The organism is Cohaesibacter intestini (genome assembly GCF_003324485.1).
Classification (GTDB): Bacteria; Pseudomonadota; Alphaproteobacteria; order Rhizobiales; family Cohaesibacteraceae; genus Cohaesibacter; species Cohaesibacter intestini.
Map to the genome: position 1 here is coordinate 87,541 of NZ_QODK01000003.1, position 18,308 is coordinate 105,848.

Here is an 18,308-nt window from a genome sequence, read left to right on the forward strand (position 1 = left end):
AAGGGAACCTGATGGTCAGGTTTCATCAATAGAGGAAAAGAGGGGCAAATATGATCAAGGTTGGCGACCGTCTGCCAGATGCAGACTTTCTCGTAATGGGCAAGGAAGGCAAGGAAACCAAAAGCGTTGCCGAGATTTTCAACGGCCGCAAAGTGGTCCTGTTCGGCGTGCCGGGTGCGTTCACCCCGACCTGCCACCGCAATCACTTGCCCGGTTTCATCAACTCGATCGATGGCATTCGCGCGCTCGGCGTTGATGAGGTCGCCGTGGTCGCTGTGAATGATGTCTTCGTTATGGATGCCTGGTCCACCGCCAGCGGCGGCAAGGGGCAGATTGCCTTTTTGGCTGATGGTAGCGCGACCTTTGCCAAGGCCTGTGGACTTGATATCGACCTGACGGTCGCAGGCATGGGCACCCGATGCACGCGTTTCTCGATGATTGTCGAGGATGGTGTGGTAACCCATCTCAATCTTGAAGAGAATCCGGGCGTTGCCGAAAAAACCGGTGCTGTGCAGATCATCGAACAGCTACAAGGTTGATCAAACCAACCAAATGAAAAAGCCCGGACCATGTCCGGGCTTTTTTCTTGCAAAAAGGAAGTCCACTCAGAACAGGGTGCCTTGCGCGTCGTCATCCTTGTCCTTCTTGGTCTTGCGGGTGGCTTTTTGCTGTTCCTTGATCCGCGTCAGAATTTCCTGCTCGATCGCCTCGGTCAATTTTGCCGTCGCTCGTTCAAGCCGTTCCGCAGATTCCGCTTCCACTTCCACCAAACCGCTGTCAACGGCAGTCTCCGGTTTGACGGGGGCAGCCACAGGCTCCGTGTCCTTGGCGGGTTGCGTGGGCTTCTTCGCTGTCTCGACCTTCGGTTTGGCGGTGCGTCGCCGCGCCCGCTTGCCTGCAATGGTCAACAGATGCGCTTCGATATCTTCCGCTGAAATGGCATCCGCCCCCATGATGCCAAAGGCCCCGACTTCGGCGTCCTTTTCCTCAGGGTGTGATGCATCGGAGGCGGACATTTCCGGATCAGGCATCGTGGCAGGTGCATCAGAATAGGGATCAAGCAGGGACGTGGTGGCATTGATGCAGCCGTCGGCAAACTCGATATTGAGGGCCTGTCCCGCATGGATCGCCTCGGCTCTGCGCATTGGCGTGCCGTCCTTGTCGCGTACCAAGGCAAAGCCGCGCGCCAGCACACCCTTATGTGACAGACTTTCGAGCAGACGGCTGGTGGAATCCAGCTGCTTACGCTTCTGCTCCATCGTGAGCAGGGCCACCCGGTTCAGGCGGTCGGTTCGGTCGCCGAGCCGTTCTTTCTGCAAGGTCAGGCGGTCCGTCACCAACGCCGGGCGTAGGCGTCCCGCGGTCGCATCCAGTCGCGAGCGGCTGCTTTGGGTCGAACTGATCAGGCTCTGGCTCAGTCGGCCGGAGGCCATGTCAAACCGTTGCCGCGCCAAGGCCAGAATGTCCCGCGGCTGAGGCAGGGCACGACTGGCAGAGCGCAAATCCGCGCGCCGCCGATCCATCATCCGGCTCACAGCCCCATATTGCCGCAAGTGCAGATCACCAAGACCCGCCACCAGCTCGCTGCGCACCGGCAAGGCAAATTCCGCCGCCCCGGTTGGCGTTGGCGCGCGCATGTCGGCGACAAAGTCGACCAGTGTCACATCGGTCTCATGGCCAACCGCAGAAATCACCGGAATGTTGCTTTCGGCGATGGCGCGGGCCGGAGCCTCTTCGTTGAAACCCCAGAGATCTTCAAGGCTGCCGCCACCGCGCGCCACGATCAGAACATCCGGGCGCGGAATAGCGCCGCCTTCAGGCAGGGCGTTGAAGCCGCGCACCCCGTTGGCCACTTCCTCGGCGCAGCTTTCTCCCTGCACACGCACCGGCCAGACCAGCACATGGACCGGGAAGCGATCCTGCACCCGATGCAGAATGTCGCGAATGACCGCGCCGGTGGGGGAGGTGACCACGCCGATCACGGTTGGCAGGAAGGGGAGTTTTTTCTTGCGTTCCGGTGCGAACAGGCCCTCGGCTGCGAGCTTCTTCTTGCGTTCTTCCAGGAGCGCCATCAACGCCCCTTCGCCAGCCGGTTCCATCCGGTCAATGATCATCTGATATTTCGATTGACCGGGAAAGGTGGTCAACTTGCCTGTGGCAATGACTTCAAGGCCCTGTTCCGGCTTGACCGCCAACTTGGCTGCCGCCCCGCGCCAGATGACCCCGGACAGGACCGATTTATCATCCTTCAAGTCCAGATAGATATGACCAGATGCCGGACGAGATACCCGGCCGAGCTCTCCACGCACCCGCACATAGCCGAACTGATCCTCGATGGAAGATTTCACCGCATGGGACAGTTCAGAGACGGTAAATTCGGCTGCATTGGTGGCCGTAGACTCGGACATGGCGCTTTCCAGACAGATTCGTGCTCGTTGAGATTAATCCCCATTGGTGCCCAGCTTTTGCCACCGGGTCAATAGAACAGCCCTTTATCCCGGGGGAATTACGCCCATCCCGCTGGCGCGTTTGGTCCGGGGACTTGCAAGGCAGAGCGAAAGAGCGCAAAACTCCCCGAAAATGCAGCCGGGTTGCAGCAACAGCGAGATGTCATGTCCCATTACGATTTCAAAAGCCAACGCCTGTGGGTGGAGCAGGATATTCAGGAACGGATCGCCATTCCCTGCGACCGGGCTCAAGCCAACTATCTATTGAATGTGCTGCGCATGGAAGAAGGCGACGCAATGCTGATCTTCAATGGCCGGGATGGGGAGTGGAAGGTCGAGGTTCAGCCGCTTGGCCGCAAGAAATGCGCCCTCATTCCCATTGAGCAGATGCGCCCACAGCCCGATCCACTGGCCAGCGACCTGCAATACCTGTTTGCGCCGTTGAAATCTGCCCGCATCGACTATATGGCCCAGAAGGCTGTCGAAATGGGTGCCTGCCGTCTGCGTCCGGTCTTCACCCAGCATACCCAGGAGCGCCGCCCCAAGCTCGAAAAAATGCGGTTGAATGTCATCGAGGCCGCCGAGCAATGCGGCATCCTGACCATTCCCCCTGTCGACGAGCCAGTAAGCCTGACCGAATTGCTAAAGACTTGGGAAGAGAAGGAAGAGGGGCGTCACATCATCTTTTGCGATGAGGGCGAACTGGGCAAGGACCCGCTTTCGATCCTCGACACCATTCGTGGCGAAGGGGATAGCGTGCCGCCACTGGCTTTGCTGATAGGTCCGGAAGGTGGCTTTTCGGAAACAGAGCGAGACATGCTGCGTGCCGCCTCTTTCGTCACGCCGATCCCGCTCGGCCCGCGCATCCTCAGAGCCGACACCGCCGCCATTGCCGCATTGGCGATTGTCCAGTCGGTGCTCGGTGACTGGACGGACAAATAATCCACGGCGAACAAGGCTTAATGCAAGAAAGGCGTCTCGATGATGGTCGAGACGCCTTTTTTATGCGCGTATGTGTGACAACGGCCTCAGGCCAGATGCTGCCGGAAGAATGCGACCGTGCGCTCCCACGCCAGCTTGGCGGCTTCTTCATTGAAGCGCGGGGTGGTGTCATTGTGAAAGCCATGATTGACGCCTTCATAAATATGCGCCTCGAAGCGTTTGCCGTTGGCTTCAAGCGCGGCTTTGTAATCCGGCCAACCGGCATTGATCCGCTCATCCAGAGCCGCATAATGCAACAGCAGAGGCGCTTCTATCTTTGGCACCTCTTGAGCCCGAGGCTGGCGGCCATAAAAGGGCACCGATGCGGCCATATTGGGATAGGCCACCGCCAGCGCATTGCAGACCCCGCCACCATAGCAAAAGCCAACCGCCCCGACCTTGCCGGTGGACTTTTCATGGCCGACCAGATGCTCGAAGCCGGCAAAGAAATCTTCCATCAGCTTGGCGCTGTCGAGGGTCCTCTGCATGGTTCGGCCTTCGTCATCACTGCCCGGATAGCCCCCAAGCGGGGACAGTCCATCCGGCCCCAACGCAAGAAAACCTGCTTTTGCCGCCCGGCGCACCACATCCTTGATGTAAGGATTGAGACCGCGATTTTCATGCACCACCAGAACAGCGGGCAGTTTGCCAATCGCTCCAGCAGGCATCGCCATATAGCCATTGATTGCGCCGTGACCGTCCGGGCTTTGATAGGTCACATCGCTGACTGCAATGTCCGGATCATCCTCGGCCACTTGATTGGCCAAGGCATAATTGGGTTGAAGGCTTTCCAGAACCGCCATCGCCGTCACACCGACGGCGACATAGCGTGTGGCTCCGGTCAGGAAGTCCCGCTTCGACATTTTGCCGTGCACATAACCATCATACAATTCAAGCAACTTGGGATGAAAATCAGACGCCTGCATTCTCTTCATTGGGTTTGGCCCTCCAAGCCAGACTGAAATAAGCATTTATACCATGATTATAGGCCGCATGGACCACACGCTTTTATGCGCCAGTGGCAGACGGGCTTGACGGGGACTTTGTGATTTCTCATAAGCAGGATACCGCTCCATTCTGGAGGCCGTTCTTTGGCCCGTACCGGGAAGGGTTGGTTTTGGTGCAATCCTGCAATCGGAAAAAAGTCCATGATCATGTCAGCCGAGGCCTGGGGCCTGTTTCTTATTGCCTGCTTCATGCTCAATGTGGCACCGGGGCCGGACCTGATTTTCATCCTGTCGCGGGCCATTGGACATGGCCGAAAAATCGGCTTCGCCGCCTCCTTCGGGGTCTGCTCTGGTGCGCTGGTGCATGTGATGGCGGCCGCGCTTGGCGTTTCGGCCATTTTGGCAACATCGGCTCTGGTTTTCTCGATCGTCAAATATGTCGGCGCTGCCTATTTGGTCTGGTTGGGCTGTCAGGCGCTTTTGTCGCGCGAAAGCAGTCTGACCATGGACGCGCAGGCCAGCGACCCCAAGGTCCTGACTGTCTGGTCTGCCTATCGCCAAGGCGTTTTGATCGACATTCTCAACCCCAAGGTCGCTTTGTTCTTCCTGGCTTTTCTGCCACAGTTTCTCAGCCACGATGGCACGCAAACCAGCATGCAGGTCTTTTTTGAAACATGCCTTCTTGGCAGCATCGTGATCGTCATCGGTTTGATTGTTGAGGCTTTTTTCGTGCTTGCCGCCGCTCCACTAGGGGCCTATTTGCGGTCCAATCACCGCTTTGCCCTCTGGCTGGATCGGATGTTTGGTGGTTTGCTGATGGGGCTCGGGGTCCGTTTGGCACTGACAGACTGATCAGCCTGAAAAGGGCTGTCCATTCATCACTGAAACAGGGGGTATGGATCAGTTTCTTTCACTTGCGAAAGGGCAGGGGTTCCGATAGCGTCGCGCAATGTCCACAAAACCGCTCCCACTGCCTGATCTGAAAGACAATCCGCTGCTCGGCATCGGCTTGATGTTGTCCTTCTGCGCCGTCATTCCATTTGGCGATGCGCTGGTCAAGCATCTGGGACAAACCGTGCCGGTCATGACATTGCTGGTCATTCGATATGCCATTCAGGTTCTGATGATGGGGACAACAATGGTGTGGCAGAAGGGTGGCATTGCCCATATTCTGCGCTACAGCCGGCGGGCCTGGTGGCATCTTTTCTGGCGTACCACGATGCATATTTTTGGCATCATCGGCATGTATTACGGTCTGAAATACATGCCTCTGGCTGACACCACTGCAATTGCCTTTATCTTTCCCATTCTGATGCTGATTGTCGGTCACTTCTATCTCAAGGAACAGGTTGGGCCCCACCGGGCCATCGCCGCGCTGGTTGGATTTGTTGGCACCTTGTTGGTGGTGCAACCGAATTTCGTCGCGGTGGGTCTCAATGCGCTCTGGCCCGTTGCCGTAGCCTTCACCTTTGTGATCTTTGTCTTGTCCACCCGTCAGATGAGCCGTGAAGTCGATCCGGTCTCGATTCAGGCCGTGTCCGGAACCATGGCGCTGATCCTCATTGCCATTCCGATTGTGCTGTTGAATGGCGAGGCCTGGCCGCTATGGGATCTGGTGGAACCTGCAGCAGCAGATTGGCCCTTTCTGGTCATGGCCGGGATAATCGGCTCGATTGGCCATTTGCTGATGTCAGCGGCCATCCGTTTTGCACCCGCTGCCACCCTTGCGCCGATGCAATATCTCGAAATCCCGTTTGCCACCCTGATCGGCTGGGTGATCTTTTCCGATCTCCCCAATCAGCTTGCCGCGTTCGGCATCGTGGTCACGGTGGCGTCCGGGCTCTATATCATCTATCGCGAACAGCAGGCCCAGCGGGCAGAACGAAAGCTCACTGCAGAGAAGAGCGCAGCCCCCCTGTAATCACTTGCTTTCGGGCGTGCCAAGCGTTTCCACTCCCGCCAATAGTTTGCCCAGCAAGGTGGACAATTGCGCCTGTTCATCCCGGCTGAGAGGCGAGACAATCCGCGTCTCGTTGGCCAGATGAGCAGTCAGCACCTCTTCGATCAGGGCAAGGCCTGTCTCGGTCAGTGCCACCAGCGTGCCGCGTCGATCCTCGGGATTGGGGTGGCGGGCAATCAGCCCCTTTTTCTCCAGCCTGTCGAGACGGTTGGTCATGCCCCCCGACGACACCATCGTGCAATCATACATTTGCGATGGGGTAAGGGCATAAAGCCCCGCTTTGTTGCGTCCGGCCCGACGCAGCGTTGCCAGCACATCAAAAGCGCCTGATTGCAAGCCATAGCGGGCGAACAATGGCTCGATATGGCCGTTGCGGATCACCTGCGATGCCTCGCCAATCCGGCCGATCAGCTCCATTGGCAAGAAATCCCAATCCGGCTTCTCCTGCTTCCATTGCCCAACCGCAAAGGCTGCCCGGTCCGCTGTCTTCCTGTCCATTGCCCTGACCTTCTTGCGTAAATTGCTTCGGCCGCACATGGCCGCCCCTAAAACGACGGCAGTTTAACGCTGTGAGAGACCAAGATCAATTTGTCTTTTAAATAAGTATCTTGACATTAAGATAATTAATTGCAAGGTAAGTGGCAACCATCTAATACCGTTCGAACTGGGCTTGGCCCCAAGTCCGTAAGGCCGAGAAACAACCCGAATGGACTCAAATCAATCATGTCGGAATCTTGTGAGGTCACGATCAGCCCGTCCGAGCAGCGACAGCTGACTTCAAAGGCAGAGCCAGACACCAAAGACTCAGACATGACCGTCTCACGCTGGCGCTCATGCCTTCCCTTGCTGCTCGTTCTGCTGGTTGGTAGCCTGCTCGCCTGCTCTTTGATTGTTGGAAAGCTGGCAATCAATGCGGGCGCTGCCCCGCTGGCCTTCTTGTGTCTTGCCTTGCTGGGATCCGGTCTGGGCCTTTGGCTTTTGAGCATCATACGACGGCAGGCCGCGCGTCTGTCCTTGCGGGTCTTGGAATATGGGATGGTCGCCGGATTGTTGTTTTTGCTGCCCAACATCGTTGGCTTTCTCGCAGTCCGGTATGTGGGGGCAGGCTTCATTTCCATGACCTTTCTGTTTCCGCTCCTGATCACCTATTGCCTTGCCCTGATCGCGGGTCTGGAGCGGTTTTCTCTGTTGCTAGCCTTGGCGGTCCTCATCGGCCTCGCCGGTGGGGTACTGCTGGCAGCCTCAAAGGCCAGTCTGGGCGATGCGCCGCTGATCTGGATCATTTTGACTCTCTGCGGACCTTTCGTTATTGCGGCAGGCAATCTTTATCGCACCTTGCGATGGCCCTATGGCGTTGCACCCCTGTTTCTTGCCAGCCAGATGCTGCTGATGGCGGGGTTGATGTTGTTGCCTCTGGTTTTGGTGGTTGAAGGTGGGAATGGCTTTTTATCCGCGATCACGGACGGTGCGGTGGTGATTCTGGTCTGGCAGATGTTGACCTTCTCGTCGCTCTACTTCTTCTACTTCATCCTGCAAAAGGTTGCTGGCCCCGTCTATCTCAGTCAAATCGGCTCTGTCGCAGCTGTGGTGGGTGCGGGTGTCGCCAGCTTTGGTTTGGGTGAGCAATTGCCCCCCAATCTTGGCCTAGCGGCTTTTCTTGTTGCCATCGGTGTCTTTTTATTCCAGCGTGCGGCCGCGCGGAAAAGGGAAGATGTTGGGTAAAACCACGCTCGCTGCGAAGGGATTTGACAAAGTCACATTTCTTTGATTGTGCTGGCGGCACATTTTGCGGATATCAAAATCAACCCATTGTAACCCGCCGGGTGAATCCCTAATTTGACAGAACGCGACATAGAGGCAAGAGCCCTGTCGCGCCCTGCCAATCTGCAAGGAGCCTGTTTCATGGCCGCTTCCGACACCGACGCCGTCGCCATCACCCTTGATGATCGTGCAACCCTGATCGAAACCATTTCTCAAGGCGAAAAGCCAAAGGACAATTGGCGCATCGGCACCGAGCACGAGAAATTCACCTTCTACAAGGACAGCTTGGAGCCGGTGCCTTATGAAGGGGATCGTGGCATCGAGCGCCTGCTGCAAGGCATGGAAGGCCTGCTTGGTTGGAAACGGGTCGAAGACAAGGGCAAGATTATCGGTCTGGTTGATCCCGTTGACGGGGGCGCGATTTCGCTCGAACCCGGCGGCCAGTTCGAACTGTCCGGCGCACCGCTCGACAATCTGCATCAGACCTGCCGCGAAGTGCATAACCATCTGGCTCAGTTGCGCGAAGTCGCAGATCCGCTGGGCATCGGTTTTCTCGGCCTTGGCGTCTCTCCGAAATGGCACCGGGAGGACGTTCCGGTCATGCCGAAGAGCCGTTATGGCATCATGATGAATTACATGCCCAAGGTCGGTTCGCTCGGCCTCGACATGATGTTCCGCTCCTGTACCATTCAGGTCAATCTCGATTTTTCCAGTGAAGCAGACATGGCGAAGAAAATGCGCGTCGGTGTCGCTTTGCAGCCGATCGCCACGGCCTTGTTCGCCAATTCTCCGTTCCTGGATGGCCACAAGAATGGATATCAGTCGATGCGTGCCGCCATTTGGCAGGACACCGACCCGGACCGCACCGGCATGCTGCCCTTCTTGTTCGAAGAGGGCTTCGGCTATGAGCAATATGTCGATTATGTGCTCGATGTTCCGATGTATTTCATCACCCGTGGCGGCGCCTATCACGATATGACCGGATTGACCTTCCGTGAGTATCTTGGCGGCAAACGCAAGGATGGCATGCCAGACACTGTACCGACCCTACAGGATTGGGAAGATCACCTGACGACCGTCTTCCCGGAAGTCCGCCTCAAGCGCTATATCGAAATGCGTGGTGCCGATGGTGGCCCATGGCGCCGAATTTGTGCGCTGCCGGCTCTGTGGACCGGTCTGCTCTATCATCAGCCAAGTCTGGATGCCGCATGGGATCTGGTCAAGGACTGGACAGCAGAAGAGCGCGACGCCCTGCGCATTGGCGTGGCCAAGGATGGCCTTAGAACAAAGTTCCGGGACACCACGGTGCAGACCATCGCCAAGGAAGTGGTCACCATCGCCCGCAAGGGACTGGCTGCTCGGGATCGCCTCAATGGTGCTGGCTTCGATGAAACCCAGTATCTCGCAGCGCTGGAAGAAACCGTGACGCTTGGTCTTTCTCCCGCCGATCAGCTGTTGATGCGCTTCAACAATGAATGGGGCGGCAACATCAATCGGGTGTTCGAAGATTTCGCCTACTGATCCATCGGGATGGGTGCGGGCAAGCAAAGACACGCCTGATTGTGACATGCTGGCAGGCTGGCAGGAGAGCCCCCACAAAGCGCTCTGATGGCATCGCGAGGTTTGCCAGACATAGGGACATAGAGACATAGAGATCTGAGCCGTTGCTGGCGGATCGGTGGTCAATTGGCTTTAAACTGGCTGCATGCCAAGTTGGGTAGACCGGTCGACACGTGATATCAGCGAGCCTCCTATTCTCCATAAAAAAGGCGCCGGACAAAGCCCGGCGCCTGATCGTCTCGCAAAGGTAGCCGCTTGAAAAGGCGACTAACGCCAGCGGCCAACCATTTCGACAAAGCCATCGCCGGTGACCCTGTCTCCGAAAATGAATCCGTCGACGACCATCCTGCCATCAAACTTGATCATGCCGCCCATCTTGGAAACGATCTCGCGTTCCTGATAAGGAAGGCTGATTTGCAGACAGGTTTCCAGCGCTGGATTGGACAGGATCACATGGCGTGGATAGCGCCGGGCCGAGCGCCGGCTGTCAACATAATCGCTCAGCTCCAGTGGCTGAATTTTCTCCACCACATGCGTGCCGTCCGGCAGCACCACGGTGCAGTTGGTATCCACGCGGCTGGTGCGGAAATCCCAGACCTGAGAGGCGCTGATGCTAACCCCGTTGCTGAGTGAGGGATACAGGCAGATCCATTGTCTTTGTTCCAGATTGCGGTCGAGTGTGAAGCGTCGTGGCAGGTCGCCCCATTGGCGGTTGAACCACATTGCCCCGGTCACCGTTTGCCGCTTGCCCATCAGAGTGACGGCACCGGAAACCTGCATGCCCGGAAAGGCGAACTTATATTGTTGTGCGCCAAAGAAGCTGATGCTGCCTTGCCCGTTGTTAATCAGGATCGGGGTTCCGACGGTGCCGGACAGTTCGACAAAGGCGTCGGGCAGTTCCGCTGTCAGCGACATGTCGGTGCCCTTGCTGCGGATTTCCAGCGCTTGTGACGATATCTGCAGGACATCGCTGCGAATGACGATATCGCTGAGCGGAACCGTATTCTCGATCTCCCGGATCCATCCAGTGTCCTGATCGATCAGGCACAGACCGATGGAAACTTGTGGTTCCTCCTGATCGGTCTCGACAATCACCAAATGGACACGGAAACTATATTGCTTGCCATCGCCGCGCAGATTGGTGGCGAAATGCCAGGATTCCATAGGATGCTTGCCCTGATGCCAGGCAAGATCATGCTCCAGATTGGAATGGCGAACCGGTGTCGACATTGCAACATCGGGCACGAAGTTGGTTGCAACTGTCGCGGTCTTTGATCTCGGAATCATTGTAGGGCCTCCCTTGTGAACAGTAGGTAGACCGGCAAAAATGTGAGCTGCCGCAGTGGGGTATTTCTGATGTCAGGGTCTGGCGCGCGAGGCGGTCAGGGGCGCTGATCAGTCTTTGCAGTCTTTGCTGCCTGAAGGACGATGCGCCCTTGGGGTCATTCGAAAGGAAGATGCGGCCCTCCCGGCGGCATCTTCATTGGGAATTCTTATTGGGGGAGCTTGCATATGCAGAACGAACCCGCCCAACCCCTCGTGAATGCATCCCTGAACATTGTCGATTGTTTTTGCTATTGCCACTTCAGCCGTGGAGTCCCTGCCCGTGTTAAATGGAATGATTGGGCTAAATTCGGGATATCCTTGAGGAACATTTCCTTACTTGACCCGGCAAAAGTGTGGCCTTTTATAAGGATATGATAAGCGACAACTATGTGGGTTCGTCAAGTTGTTTTATTAATTTCGAAATGTAAAATACTTAATATTCTATTAACTCAATCTCTTCTTCAAATTGGATTCAAAATTAAACAATGAAAACTATATAGCCCCTGCATATCTGTACTGATGTGACCACTAAAACATGTGGAAATAATTGATTCGTATCGTGTTTATTGGACAATCAAACTTGGTTGCTGATGTGGAGCATGGACAAGCTTAATTCTCTCAAGACGTCTTTTCCTTCACCCGATAATTGCCCATTTTGGGGACACCGTGCGGCTGCAAGCTTGCCCCGTGGTTGGATTGAAATTTTTTCTGTGCCGCCGAAACGGGTCATCTCACAAAGGTGTTAGGTCCTGAAGTGGCTAACAAGACCTTGGCCTCCTCAGGGGCGAGGGAGAAATCTGCTGTCCCTTTGATGCGGCACTTTGCCAGCAAATGGTTGGATGATCCGGCGAATCTCGGCTCAATTAGACAGGTCGACTTGAGAGCAAGGCAGTCGGCATAGATGCTTCTCAAACGCAACTTCCAAGGCTCGGTTGAGGGATGAGGTTGGGATGGATCACATATAGCTCACGGTGACTTCATTTGTACCGATCGGTCTTAATTCCTAATTGAGTTGCACCTGCAATGCTCCCGACAACGAGGCGTGCGGGATCAACTGAAACCTTGTTGGTGTTGTGCCAACTGACTTGAGGAATTTGATTGTGAAAATCCTGAATAAAATCGCTGCAGGCGCTCTGCTCTCCCTGACCCTTGCCACCTCCGCTCTTGCGGCTGGCCCCCAGTTCAACACCTCCAACACTGGCCTGGCCCTGCAGGGTTATGATCCGGTAGCTTACTTCACCATGGGCAAACCAACCGAAGGCAGCTACAAAATCACGGCTGTCCATCAGGATGTGACCTACCGTTTCGCCAGTGAAGAGCACAAGGCTGCGTTCGAAGCCAACCCAGACAAATACTTGCCGCAGTATGGCGGTTTCTGTGCCTTTGGTGCGTCCATGGGCTACAAGTTCGATGGCGATCCGGAAAACTGGAAAATCGTTGATGGCGAACTCTACCTGAACCTGTCCGACGAAATCCAGGCCAAATGGGAAGCCGATATTCCAGGCTACATCGTCAAGGCAGACGACAAATGGACCAAGATCGTCGACAAAAAGCCTAGCGATCTCTAAGAGTCTGCGAGCTCTACGAGCAAGACCCTCGATTGCCCCATCGACCGACCAGAATCATCTGGTCGGTCGTTTTCTTTTATGGGATGCGAGAGCGAAGACAACGAGCGGAAGCAGGCATCAGGCCGGAAAAGAAATGCCCAGCAATTTTTCGCTTTCTTGCCAAAGGCGTTTTTGTACCGACTGGTCGAGCGCGTGACTGGAAACGCGGGCATCTGACACCGGCCCCAACAATTCCTTCCGGCGCGTTGGACCATAATAGGCCCCCCGTTTTGCCTCGGCACCAGCAGCGGCCAGCACCGTTGGCCGAGCCCCGAAATGCGCCGACTGGCTCAAACCATGCTTGATGACGCTGTAAAGCATGGCAAGCAAGCGAGAGGGCCCCGTTGTCTGCAAATTGGTGACCGAATAGCCGGGATGACAGGCAACGGCAATTGCTGGAGACCCTTTCGCTGCCAAACGGCGGTCAAGCTCGAAAGCAAACATCAGATTGGCCAACTTGCTCTGAGCGTAGGCATCAAAGCGCGAATAGCGCTTTTCCAGCATCAAATCGTCAAAGTCGATGGTCTTCTTGCCCGTCTTGTGCACCAGTGAGGAAACTGCCACCACCCGTCCCGCGGCGGCTTCGACAAGATCGAGCAACAAGGCAGTCCAGAGAAAATGCCCCAAATGATTGGTGCCGAACTGCAACTCGAACCCGTCTTTGGTTTTGAGTGCAGGGGTGTGCATGATGCCGGCATTGTTGATCAGACCATCGATCCGGTCCGTCATCCCCCGCACGCCTTCAGCTCCCGCGCGGACGGACGCCGTGTCGGCGAGATCAAGACCCACCAGCGACACGCTGCCCTTGGTTGTTGTCAGCAACTGGAGACGGGCGCTTTCTGCTTTTTCCGGTGAGCGGCAGGCCAAAATCACATCGGCGCCAGCCTCACCAAGCATGCGCGCTGCTTCAAAGCCGATGCCGGAATTGCCGCCGGTGATCACATAGATCTTGCCTTTCAAATCTGGCAGACGTTCCTCACGCCAGTCAGTGACGCCAAGGGTCGAAATGGTTTTCTCAGCCATCATCAAGTTCCGTATGCGGTTGCCAAGGGACCGGGAAGGGGATACCCTTGAAGGAAGATTTACAAAGTTTACATAATTGATCGAAATTGTCAATTATGTCACGATGGCAGATATGGTGGCGGCAAAATGAATGTCAACGCGGTCATGATGGTTTTTTGTCAATACGGCTTCCGCAAGGCGTCGATGGAGGACATCGCCAAGGCAGCGGGTGTCTCGCGACAGTCAATTTACAAGAAGTTCGGATCGAAAGAAAAAGTCTTTGAATGGGTGATCGAAGCGACGATGCAAGCCGCACTGACCGGGGCTTTGCAAGCCCTGTCCCACGCGGACAATCCACTGGCACAGCGCATGGCGGATGCTTTTGATCAGTGGATCGGCTCATTCGTCTCGATCCTGCATAGCACCCAGCATGGGGGTGAAATTCTTGATCGCGCCATCGACACGGTCAGCCAATGTGGCTCCAGCCATGATGAGAGCTTCTATCGGGCCCTTGAAGATCTGATGCTTGAAGCGGATCTGGTGCGCGATCGCAAAGCGGCTGCAGACAAGGCTTTTGTGCTTGGCATGGCATCCAAGGGAGTGATGCTGAAGACCGAGACCGGTGATGCCTTCCGTCTGGATATGGAACGGATCATCAAGACCGTTCTGATTGATTGAGCAAGGCGACTGCTGACAGTTTCACTGGGTCAAAGCATGCTACGCGCTGCGCTGGTGGCATGCCAACAATCATTTTTGGTGATTAATAATCCCAAATTTGTCATTAGTCTTGATGGTTTCTCCTTGATAAACTGCCGCCCTACGCAACCGGACTATGGCCGCCGACTGCCGAGCGGTACCCGAAGAGGGAAATCATCCGATGTCTGACACCAGCTTGGGCAACAAAACGACCCCACCTTTGCCACCCACCATGATCAACGTCATGTCGCCACGCGACATGGGACTCTATGCGATGATGCTCGCTGTGTGGGGAACCAGCTGGATTGCCATGGCCAATCAGGTTGATGTGGTGCCACCGCTGATCACCGGGGTCTATCGCTTCTCGCTCGCAGCCCTTGCAACCTTCATCTGGGCGTTGGTTGCCCGCCATCCCTTGCGGTTCCCTTGGCGCATTCATTTGCGTTTCATGGTGCTGGGTATTTTCATTTTCTCCAGTAACTTCGTGCTCTTCTATTATTCAGCCACCTATATGGCTTCTGGCTTGATGGCTGTGGTCTTTTCGACGACCAGTCTTATTAATACCGCACTGGCCGCGATCCTGTTCGGTCAACGCCCGAGCCGCAACGCGATTGTCGGGGCTTTGCTGGGCTTTTGCGGGATTGGCATGATCTTCTGGCCCGAAATTGCCGCCAATGCAGGCAAGGAAGGCATATTGATCGGGCTGGGTCTTGGTCTTGCGGGAACGCTCAGCTTCTGCACCGGCAACATGCTGACCGTCGCCAACAAGAAACTCAACCTGCCGCTGGTCAGTGCCAATGCCTGGGGCATGTTCTACGGAACCCTCTGGCTGTTGTTTCTCTCCCAGCTGCTCGACATTCCGTTCATGATGGACTGGAGCGGCAAATACTGGATCGCCATGGCATGGCTGGTGTTGATGGCATCGGTCGTGGCCTTCTGGGGCTACATGACCCTGCTCAACAATATCGGCCCGGCGCGTGCCGGCTATCTGACGGTGTTGTTTCCGATTGTTGCGCTGGTCTTGTCGACAATCTTTGAAGAGTATCAATGGACCCTGCCGGGCATGCTCGGGTTGGCCGCGATCATTGCAGGCAACGTGCTGGTGATGCACCAGAAAAAGGTTGCCTGAGCAAGCGACAGGAACAAAGACGAAAACGCCACCCCTGCTGATATGCAGAGGGTGGCGTTGTCATGTCTGAACCTAGGCGACGCGCTCAGCTGCTCTATTCGGCTGCCACTGCTCCATTGCCCGACACATTGTCGAGGGCATTGACGATATGGGCCGCCAATGCGGTATGGATGCGGTCCTTGGCATTGTCAGAGCGAATGAGCGCAATATTGCAGTAAGGCAATTCAGGGAAGCCCTCCCGGGGTCCCAGAACCCGCATGTCTGGCATCAGCGCACTTTCAGGCAGAACCGCAACCGCCAGCCCTGCCATCACAGCCCCCGACGATCCGGCTGCCGTCGAGCTAACATAGGCAATACGATAGGCCTTGCCCGCCCTTGACAGCACTTCGGTGGCGCTTGCTCGCCAGCAACAGTTCTTTGTGCCCAAGGCGAGCGGGATTGTCGATTGGCAATGAACCGAGTGATGGGCTGATGACACCCAGAGCAACGGCTCAGAGCGGATAATCCGCCCGTTGCGAGCCTTTTGATAGTCGCCATGGGTGACAATACCCAAATCCAGCCGCCCATCTTCGATCCGCCGATGAATGCAGGAGCTTTGCTCGCACACCACTTCAATTTCGATATTGGGATGGGTGGTTGCAAAACTGGCCAGAACGGTTGGCAAAAGGCGCGGCGCATAATCATCAGGCAGCCCAAGCCGCACTTTGCCCGACATGACATCGGATGAAAAGGCCGCGACCGTCTCCGCATTCAGTGACAGCATGCGTCTTGCATAGTCGAGCAGCCGCACACCGGAATCGGTCAACCGGCTCTGGCGACCATCCCGCACAAAGATTGTTTGACCAATGCGCTCTTCCAGTCGCCGCATTTGCATCGATACGGCCGATTGGGTCTTGTTGACCTGTTCGGCAGCCCGCGTGAAGCTCCCGGTTTCGGCAATGGCAATGAAAGTTCGCAACTGGTCAAGATCCATCAATGCATGCATGGCATTCCCCTTGTTTCCCAATCGAGTGCAGCATCTCCGCGAAGAGAGCAGGGTGCATAATGCCTGTCCCGGTCATCGGATTGATTGATGCTCTTTATCTGTCTCTTTTCTATTTATCACAAAATAAGATGGATTCCATAAAAAACATTCGTTGGATTTATTGGACCGGAGACATCATATTCAATTCAACACCGATGAGGATACAAAGCCTTCTCTCAACCGGATCTTGCAACAGCCACTGCTGTCGCTGGTTTCGGTGCGGTGGTCTGTACTCTGATGAAGCCTTAAGCAAGTCCATCAGGGTGGGGCGGTTCCGCTTTCAAAGGGATCCTCGCGGATCGGGAGGCGGTCCATAAATTTGAAAGGGTCGAAGGGTTTATGCCCGAGACCGCAACACATAACGGAGATACCCATGCTGACTGCAGGCCTTTTTTCTGCCTTGTCATCCGCGGCACGCGGCCTCCGCCGCCTCGGATCCACTCTTACAACCATTTCGCGTAATCGTCGCGCGCTCAGCCGTCTTGACGAACTCGATGCCCACACTCTGGCTGATATTGGCTTGACCCGCGGTGACATTGTGTCTGCCCGTGTCATGCCATTCTACCAGGACCCATTCCTGATCGATCCGTTCGAAGACCGGCGTCGCATCAAGGCTGCGGAGCTTGAGGCTCTGGCGCGCTGGCCGCGCCCGATGCCTGAGCAGCCCTATTTGGCACCGCGCACCATTCGTTGTGGCAAGCCGGCAAGCGGTGCTTGCTGATTTGATCCATCACTGCCTTGTCCTTTGAGGCAGACTCGCCCCGCTCCGCATATTTTCACGGCTTCGGTCGTGTTGGGGGGCCTCAAAGGACATTTTTTATTGCGCCAAGTGCCTCGGCAACACCATTCAGAGGTCAGGCGCCCACGGCTAAGCAGCCGGGGATCTTAGCAAAGATCCCCAACCCCTTGACCCGCCACTGGCGGGTCTTTTTTTGTCTTGAAAAGGATGTCGGTGTCAGCGCCTCTTTGGGTCAGACCGTTAGGTTTGATCGTCGTTCGAGGCAGGTGGCTGGTTTCGCGCTGGAACATAATGCTCGAACAAACTGTTCAACCCTTTGAGATAATTGGCCTGCAGTTCCATCGCAGCCGCCTGCATCTCTTGCTCCCTGTCCGGTTTGGCAGCGGAAGACTGCGAAGGGGCCTTTGATTTTTGGGGGTAGAGGCCCGCCAACAATCCTTCGAACGCGGCATGGAGTGGGCTTGGCATCGCGTCATAATCTCGATTGGCCTCGCGAAAATTGCGGCGCCCCATCGCGCCCAGATATTCCATCCAGCTTGTCGGATCATTGAGCGACGGCGTCGCCATTTGCGGCATCAAGGGCATCAGACCGAAGGTGGTCAGCATCGGGAACAGGCTCTTCAGTTGGCTGGCGGAAATGCCGGTGGAGCGGGTGGCTTCTTCGAGCAGCTGCGCTTGTGCCATCTGCCCCATGAACACCGTGTTGAGCTTCTCCATTCTGTCCATCTGCTCTGCATAGAGGGAGAAGGGAAAGGCCGACGCGTTGGCGCCGGTATCCGGGGATTTGGCAAAGGATTGGGCGGCCTTGTTGGCCTCTTTTAGGAAGCCCTGCATCAGGTTGCTCATTTCTGACGGCCAGAGGCTAGACAGGTCTGAGGTCGCGGCCGAACTGCCAAATGCTGCCAGAGACTGGTCACGCATTTTGGCAAGACTATCAAGGAAGGCAGGGGCAAAAGCGTCGCTGGCTTTCTCAATCTCCTCCCTGTCGAGGCCTGATGTCTCCATCATCTGATCGATCGCAGCGCGGCCATAAAGCCCTTCGAGAAAATCTAGATATCCGCTCGCCATCTTGCCCATGCTGTTGCCCATCTCGCGCCTCCCTGCTGTCTGACACCCTTCGCGTCCATTT

17 protein-coding genes are annotated in these 18,308 nt (G+C 56.0%); 10 read left to right on the forward strand and 7 right to left on the reverse strand.

All coding sequences use genetic code 11. The features are described from left to right. Positions 1 to 50 precede the first annotated feature (50 nt). Entirely contained in the window at positions 51 to 539 is a 489-nt protein-coding gene (locus DSD30_RS11115) for a peroxiredoxin (protein ID WP_114009777.1), read from the forward strand. 66 nt (positions 540 to 605) lie between these two features. Here the strand turns inward: DSD30_RS11115 and xseA are convergent, their stop codons facing one another. After that, positions 606 to 2,408 carry an exodeoxyribonuclease VII large subunit gene (gene xseA, locus DSD30_RS11120; RefSeq protein WP_114009778.1) on the reverse strand — a complete coding sequence of 601 codons (1,803 nt, stop codon included), beginning with the start codon at positions 2,406 to 2,408 and terminating at the stop codon, positions 606 to 608. 204 nt (positions 2,409 to 2,612) lie between these two features. On the opposite strand from xseA, the gene DSD30_RS11125 reads away from it, so the two are divergent. Further along, entirely contained in the window at positions 2,613 to 3,389 is a 777-nt protein-coding gene (locus DSD30_RS11125) for a 16S rRNA (uracil(1498)-N(3))-methyltransferase (protein WP_114009779.1), read from the forward strand. 86 nt (positions 3,390 to 3,475) lie between these two features. On the opposite strand, the gene yghX is transcribed toward DSD30_RS11125, so the two are convergent. Next, entirely contained in the window at positions 3,476 to 4,363 is an 888-nt protein-coding gene (gene yghX / locus DSD30_RS11130; protein ID WP_114009780.1) for a YghX family hydrolase, read from the reverse strand. A gap of 213 nt (positions 4,364 to 4,576) precedes the next feature. On the opposite strand from yghX, the gene DSD30_RS11135 reads away from it, so the two are divergent. Together DSD30_RS11135 and DSD30_RS11140 are read left to right on the forward strand one after the other, a co-directional pair. Further along, positions 4,577 to 5,227, forward strand: a complete 651-nt coding sequence (locus DSD30_RS11135) for a LysE family translocator (RefSeq protein ID WP_198662918.1) — start codon at positions 4,577 to 4,579, stop codon at positions 5,225 to 5,227. A 97-nt stretch (positions 5,228 to 5,324) separates the two neighbouring features. Beyond that, positions 5,325 to 6,296: a DMT family transporter gene (locus DSD30_RS11140; protein ID WP_114009781.1), complete on the forward strand. Its 972-nt coding sequence runs from the start codon at positions 5,325 to 5,327 to the stop codon at positions 6,294 to 6,296. Here DSD30_RS11140 and DSD30_RS11145 read toward each other — a convergent pair whose 3' ends face one another. After that, the gene (locus tag DSD30_RS11145; RefSeq protein ID WP_114009782.1) at positions 6,297 to 6,833 is read right to left on the reverse strand and encodes a MarR family winged helix-turn-helix transcriptional regulator; all 537 of its coding nucleotides are present in this window, start codon (positions 6,831 to 6,833) and stop codon (positions 6,297 to 6,299) included. It lies immediately after the preceding gene. A gap of 225 nt (positions 6,834 to 7,058) precedes the next feature. On the opposite strand from DSD30_RS11145, the gene DSD30_RS11150 reads away from it, so the two are divergent. Together DSD30_RS11150 and DSD30_RS11155 are read left to right on the forward strand one after the other, a co-directional pair. Next, positions 7,059 to 8,057, forward strand: a complete 999-nt coding sequence (locus DSD30_RS11150) for a DMT family transporter (RefSeq protein ID WP_198662919.1) — start codon at positions 7,059 to 7,061, stop codon at positions 8,055 to 8,057. A gap of 180 nt (positions 8,058 to 8,237) precedes the next feature. Further along, positions 8,238 to 9,617, forward strand: a complete 1,380-nt coding sequence (locus DSD30_RS11155; protein WP_114009783.1) for a glutamate--cysteine ligase — start codon at positions 8,238 to 8,240, stop codon at positions 9,615 to 9,617. Between the two features lie 306 nt (positions 9,618 to 9,923). On the opposite strand, the gene DSD30_RS11160 is transcribed toward DSD30_RS11155, so the two are convergent. Continuing rightward, positions 9,924 to 10,943: a lipocalin-like domain-containing protein gene (locus DSD30_RS11160; protein WP_114009784.1), complete on the reverse strand. Its 1,020-nt coding sequence runs from the start codon at positions 10,941 to 10,943 to the stop codon at positions 9,924 to 9,926. 1,139 nt (positions 10,944 to 12,082) lie between these two features. On the opposite strand from DSD30_RS11160, the gene DSD30_RS11165 reads away from it, so the two are divergent. Next, on the forward strand, positions 12,083 to 12,550 hold the full coding sequence (locus DSD30_RS11165) for a YHS domain-containing (seleno)protein (protein WP_198662920.1): 468 nt from the start codon (positions 12,083 to 12,085) through the stop codon (positions 12,548 to 12,550). Positions 12,551 to 12,667: 117 nt separating this feature from the next. Here the strand turns inward: DSD30_RS11165 and DSD30_RS11170 are convergent, their stop codons facing one another. Then, positions 12,668 to 13,612 (reverse strand): oxidoreductase, encoded by a 945-nt coding sequence (locus DSD30_RS11170; protein WP_198662921.1) that lies wholly within the window; start codon positions 13,610 to 13,612, stop codon positions 12,668 to 12,670. 126 nt (positions 13,613 to 13,738) lie between these two features. Between DSD30_RS11170 and DSD30_RS11175 the strand changes: the two genes are divergently transcribed. Together DSD30_RS11175 and DSD30_RS11180 are read left to right on the forward strand one after the other, a co-directional pair. Next, positions 13,739 to 14,269 (forward strand): TetR/AcrR family transcriptional regulator, encoded by a 531-nt coding sequence (locus tag DSD30_RS11175; RefSeq protein ID WP_114009786.1) that lies wholly within the window; start codon positions 13,739 to 13,741, stop codon positions 14,267 to 14,269. Between the two features lie 199 nt (positions 14,270 to 14,468). Continuing rightward, positions 14,469 to 15,416, forward strand: a complete 948-nt coding sequence (locus tag DSD30_RS11180; RefSeq protein WP_171022072.1) for a DMT family transporter — start codon at positions 14,469 to 14,471, stop codon at positions 15,414 to 15,416. A gap of 94 nt (positions 15,417 to 15,510) precedes the next feature. Here DSD30_RS11180 and DSD30_RS11185 read toward each other — a convergent pair whose 3' ends face one another. Further along, positions 15,511 to 16,401 (reverse strand): LysR substrate-binding domain-containing protein, encoded by an 891-nt coding sequence (locus DSD30_RS11185; protein WP_114009788.1) that lies wholly within the window; start codon positions 16,399 to 16,401, stop codon positions 15,511 to 15,513. Between the two features lie 412 nt (positions 16,402 to 16,813). On the opposite strand from DSD30_RS11185, the gene DSD30_RS11190 reads away from it, so the two are divergent. Next, positions 16,814 to 17,161 carry a DUF1127 domain-containing protein gene (locus tag DSD30_RS11190; RefSeq protein WP_114009789.1) on the forward strand — a complete coding sequence of 116 codons (348 nt, stop codon included), beginning with the start codon at positions 16,814 to 16,816 and terminating at the stop codon, positions 17,159 to 17,161. Between the two features lie 258 nt (positions 17,162 to 17,419). Here the strand turns inward: DSD30_RS11190 and DSD30_RS11195 are convergent, their stop codons facing one another. Then, complete coding sequence (locus tag DSD30_RS11195; protein WP_114009790.1) at positions 17,420 to 18,268, reverse strand: hypothetical protein; 849 nt, start codon at positions 18,266 to 18,268, stop codon at positions 17,420 to 17,422. Positions 18,269 to 18,308: the final 40 nt, after the last annotated feature.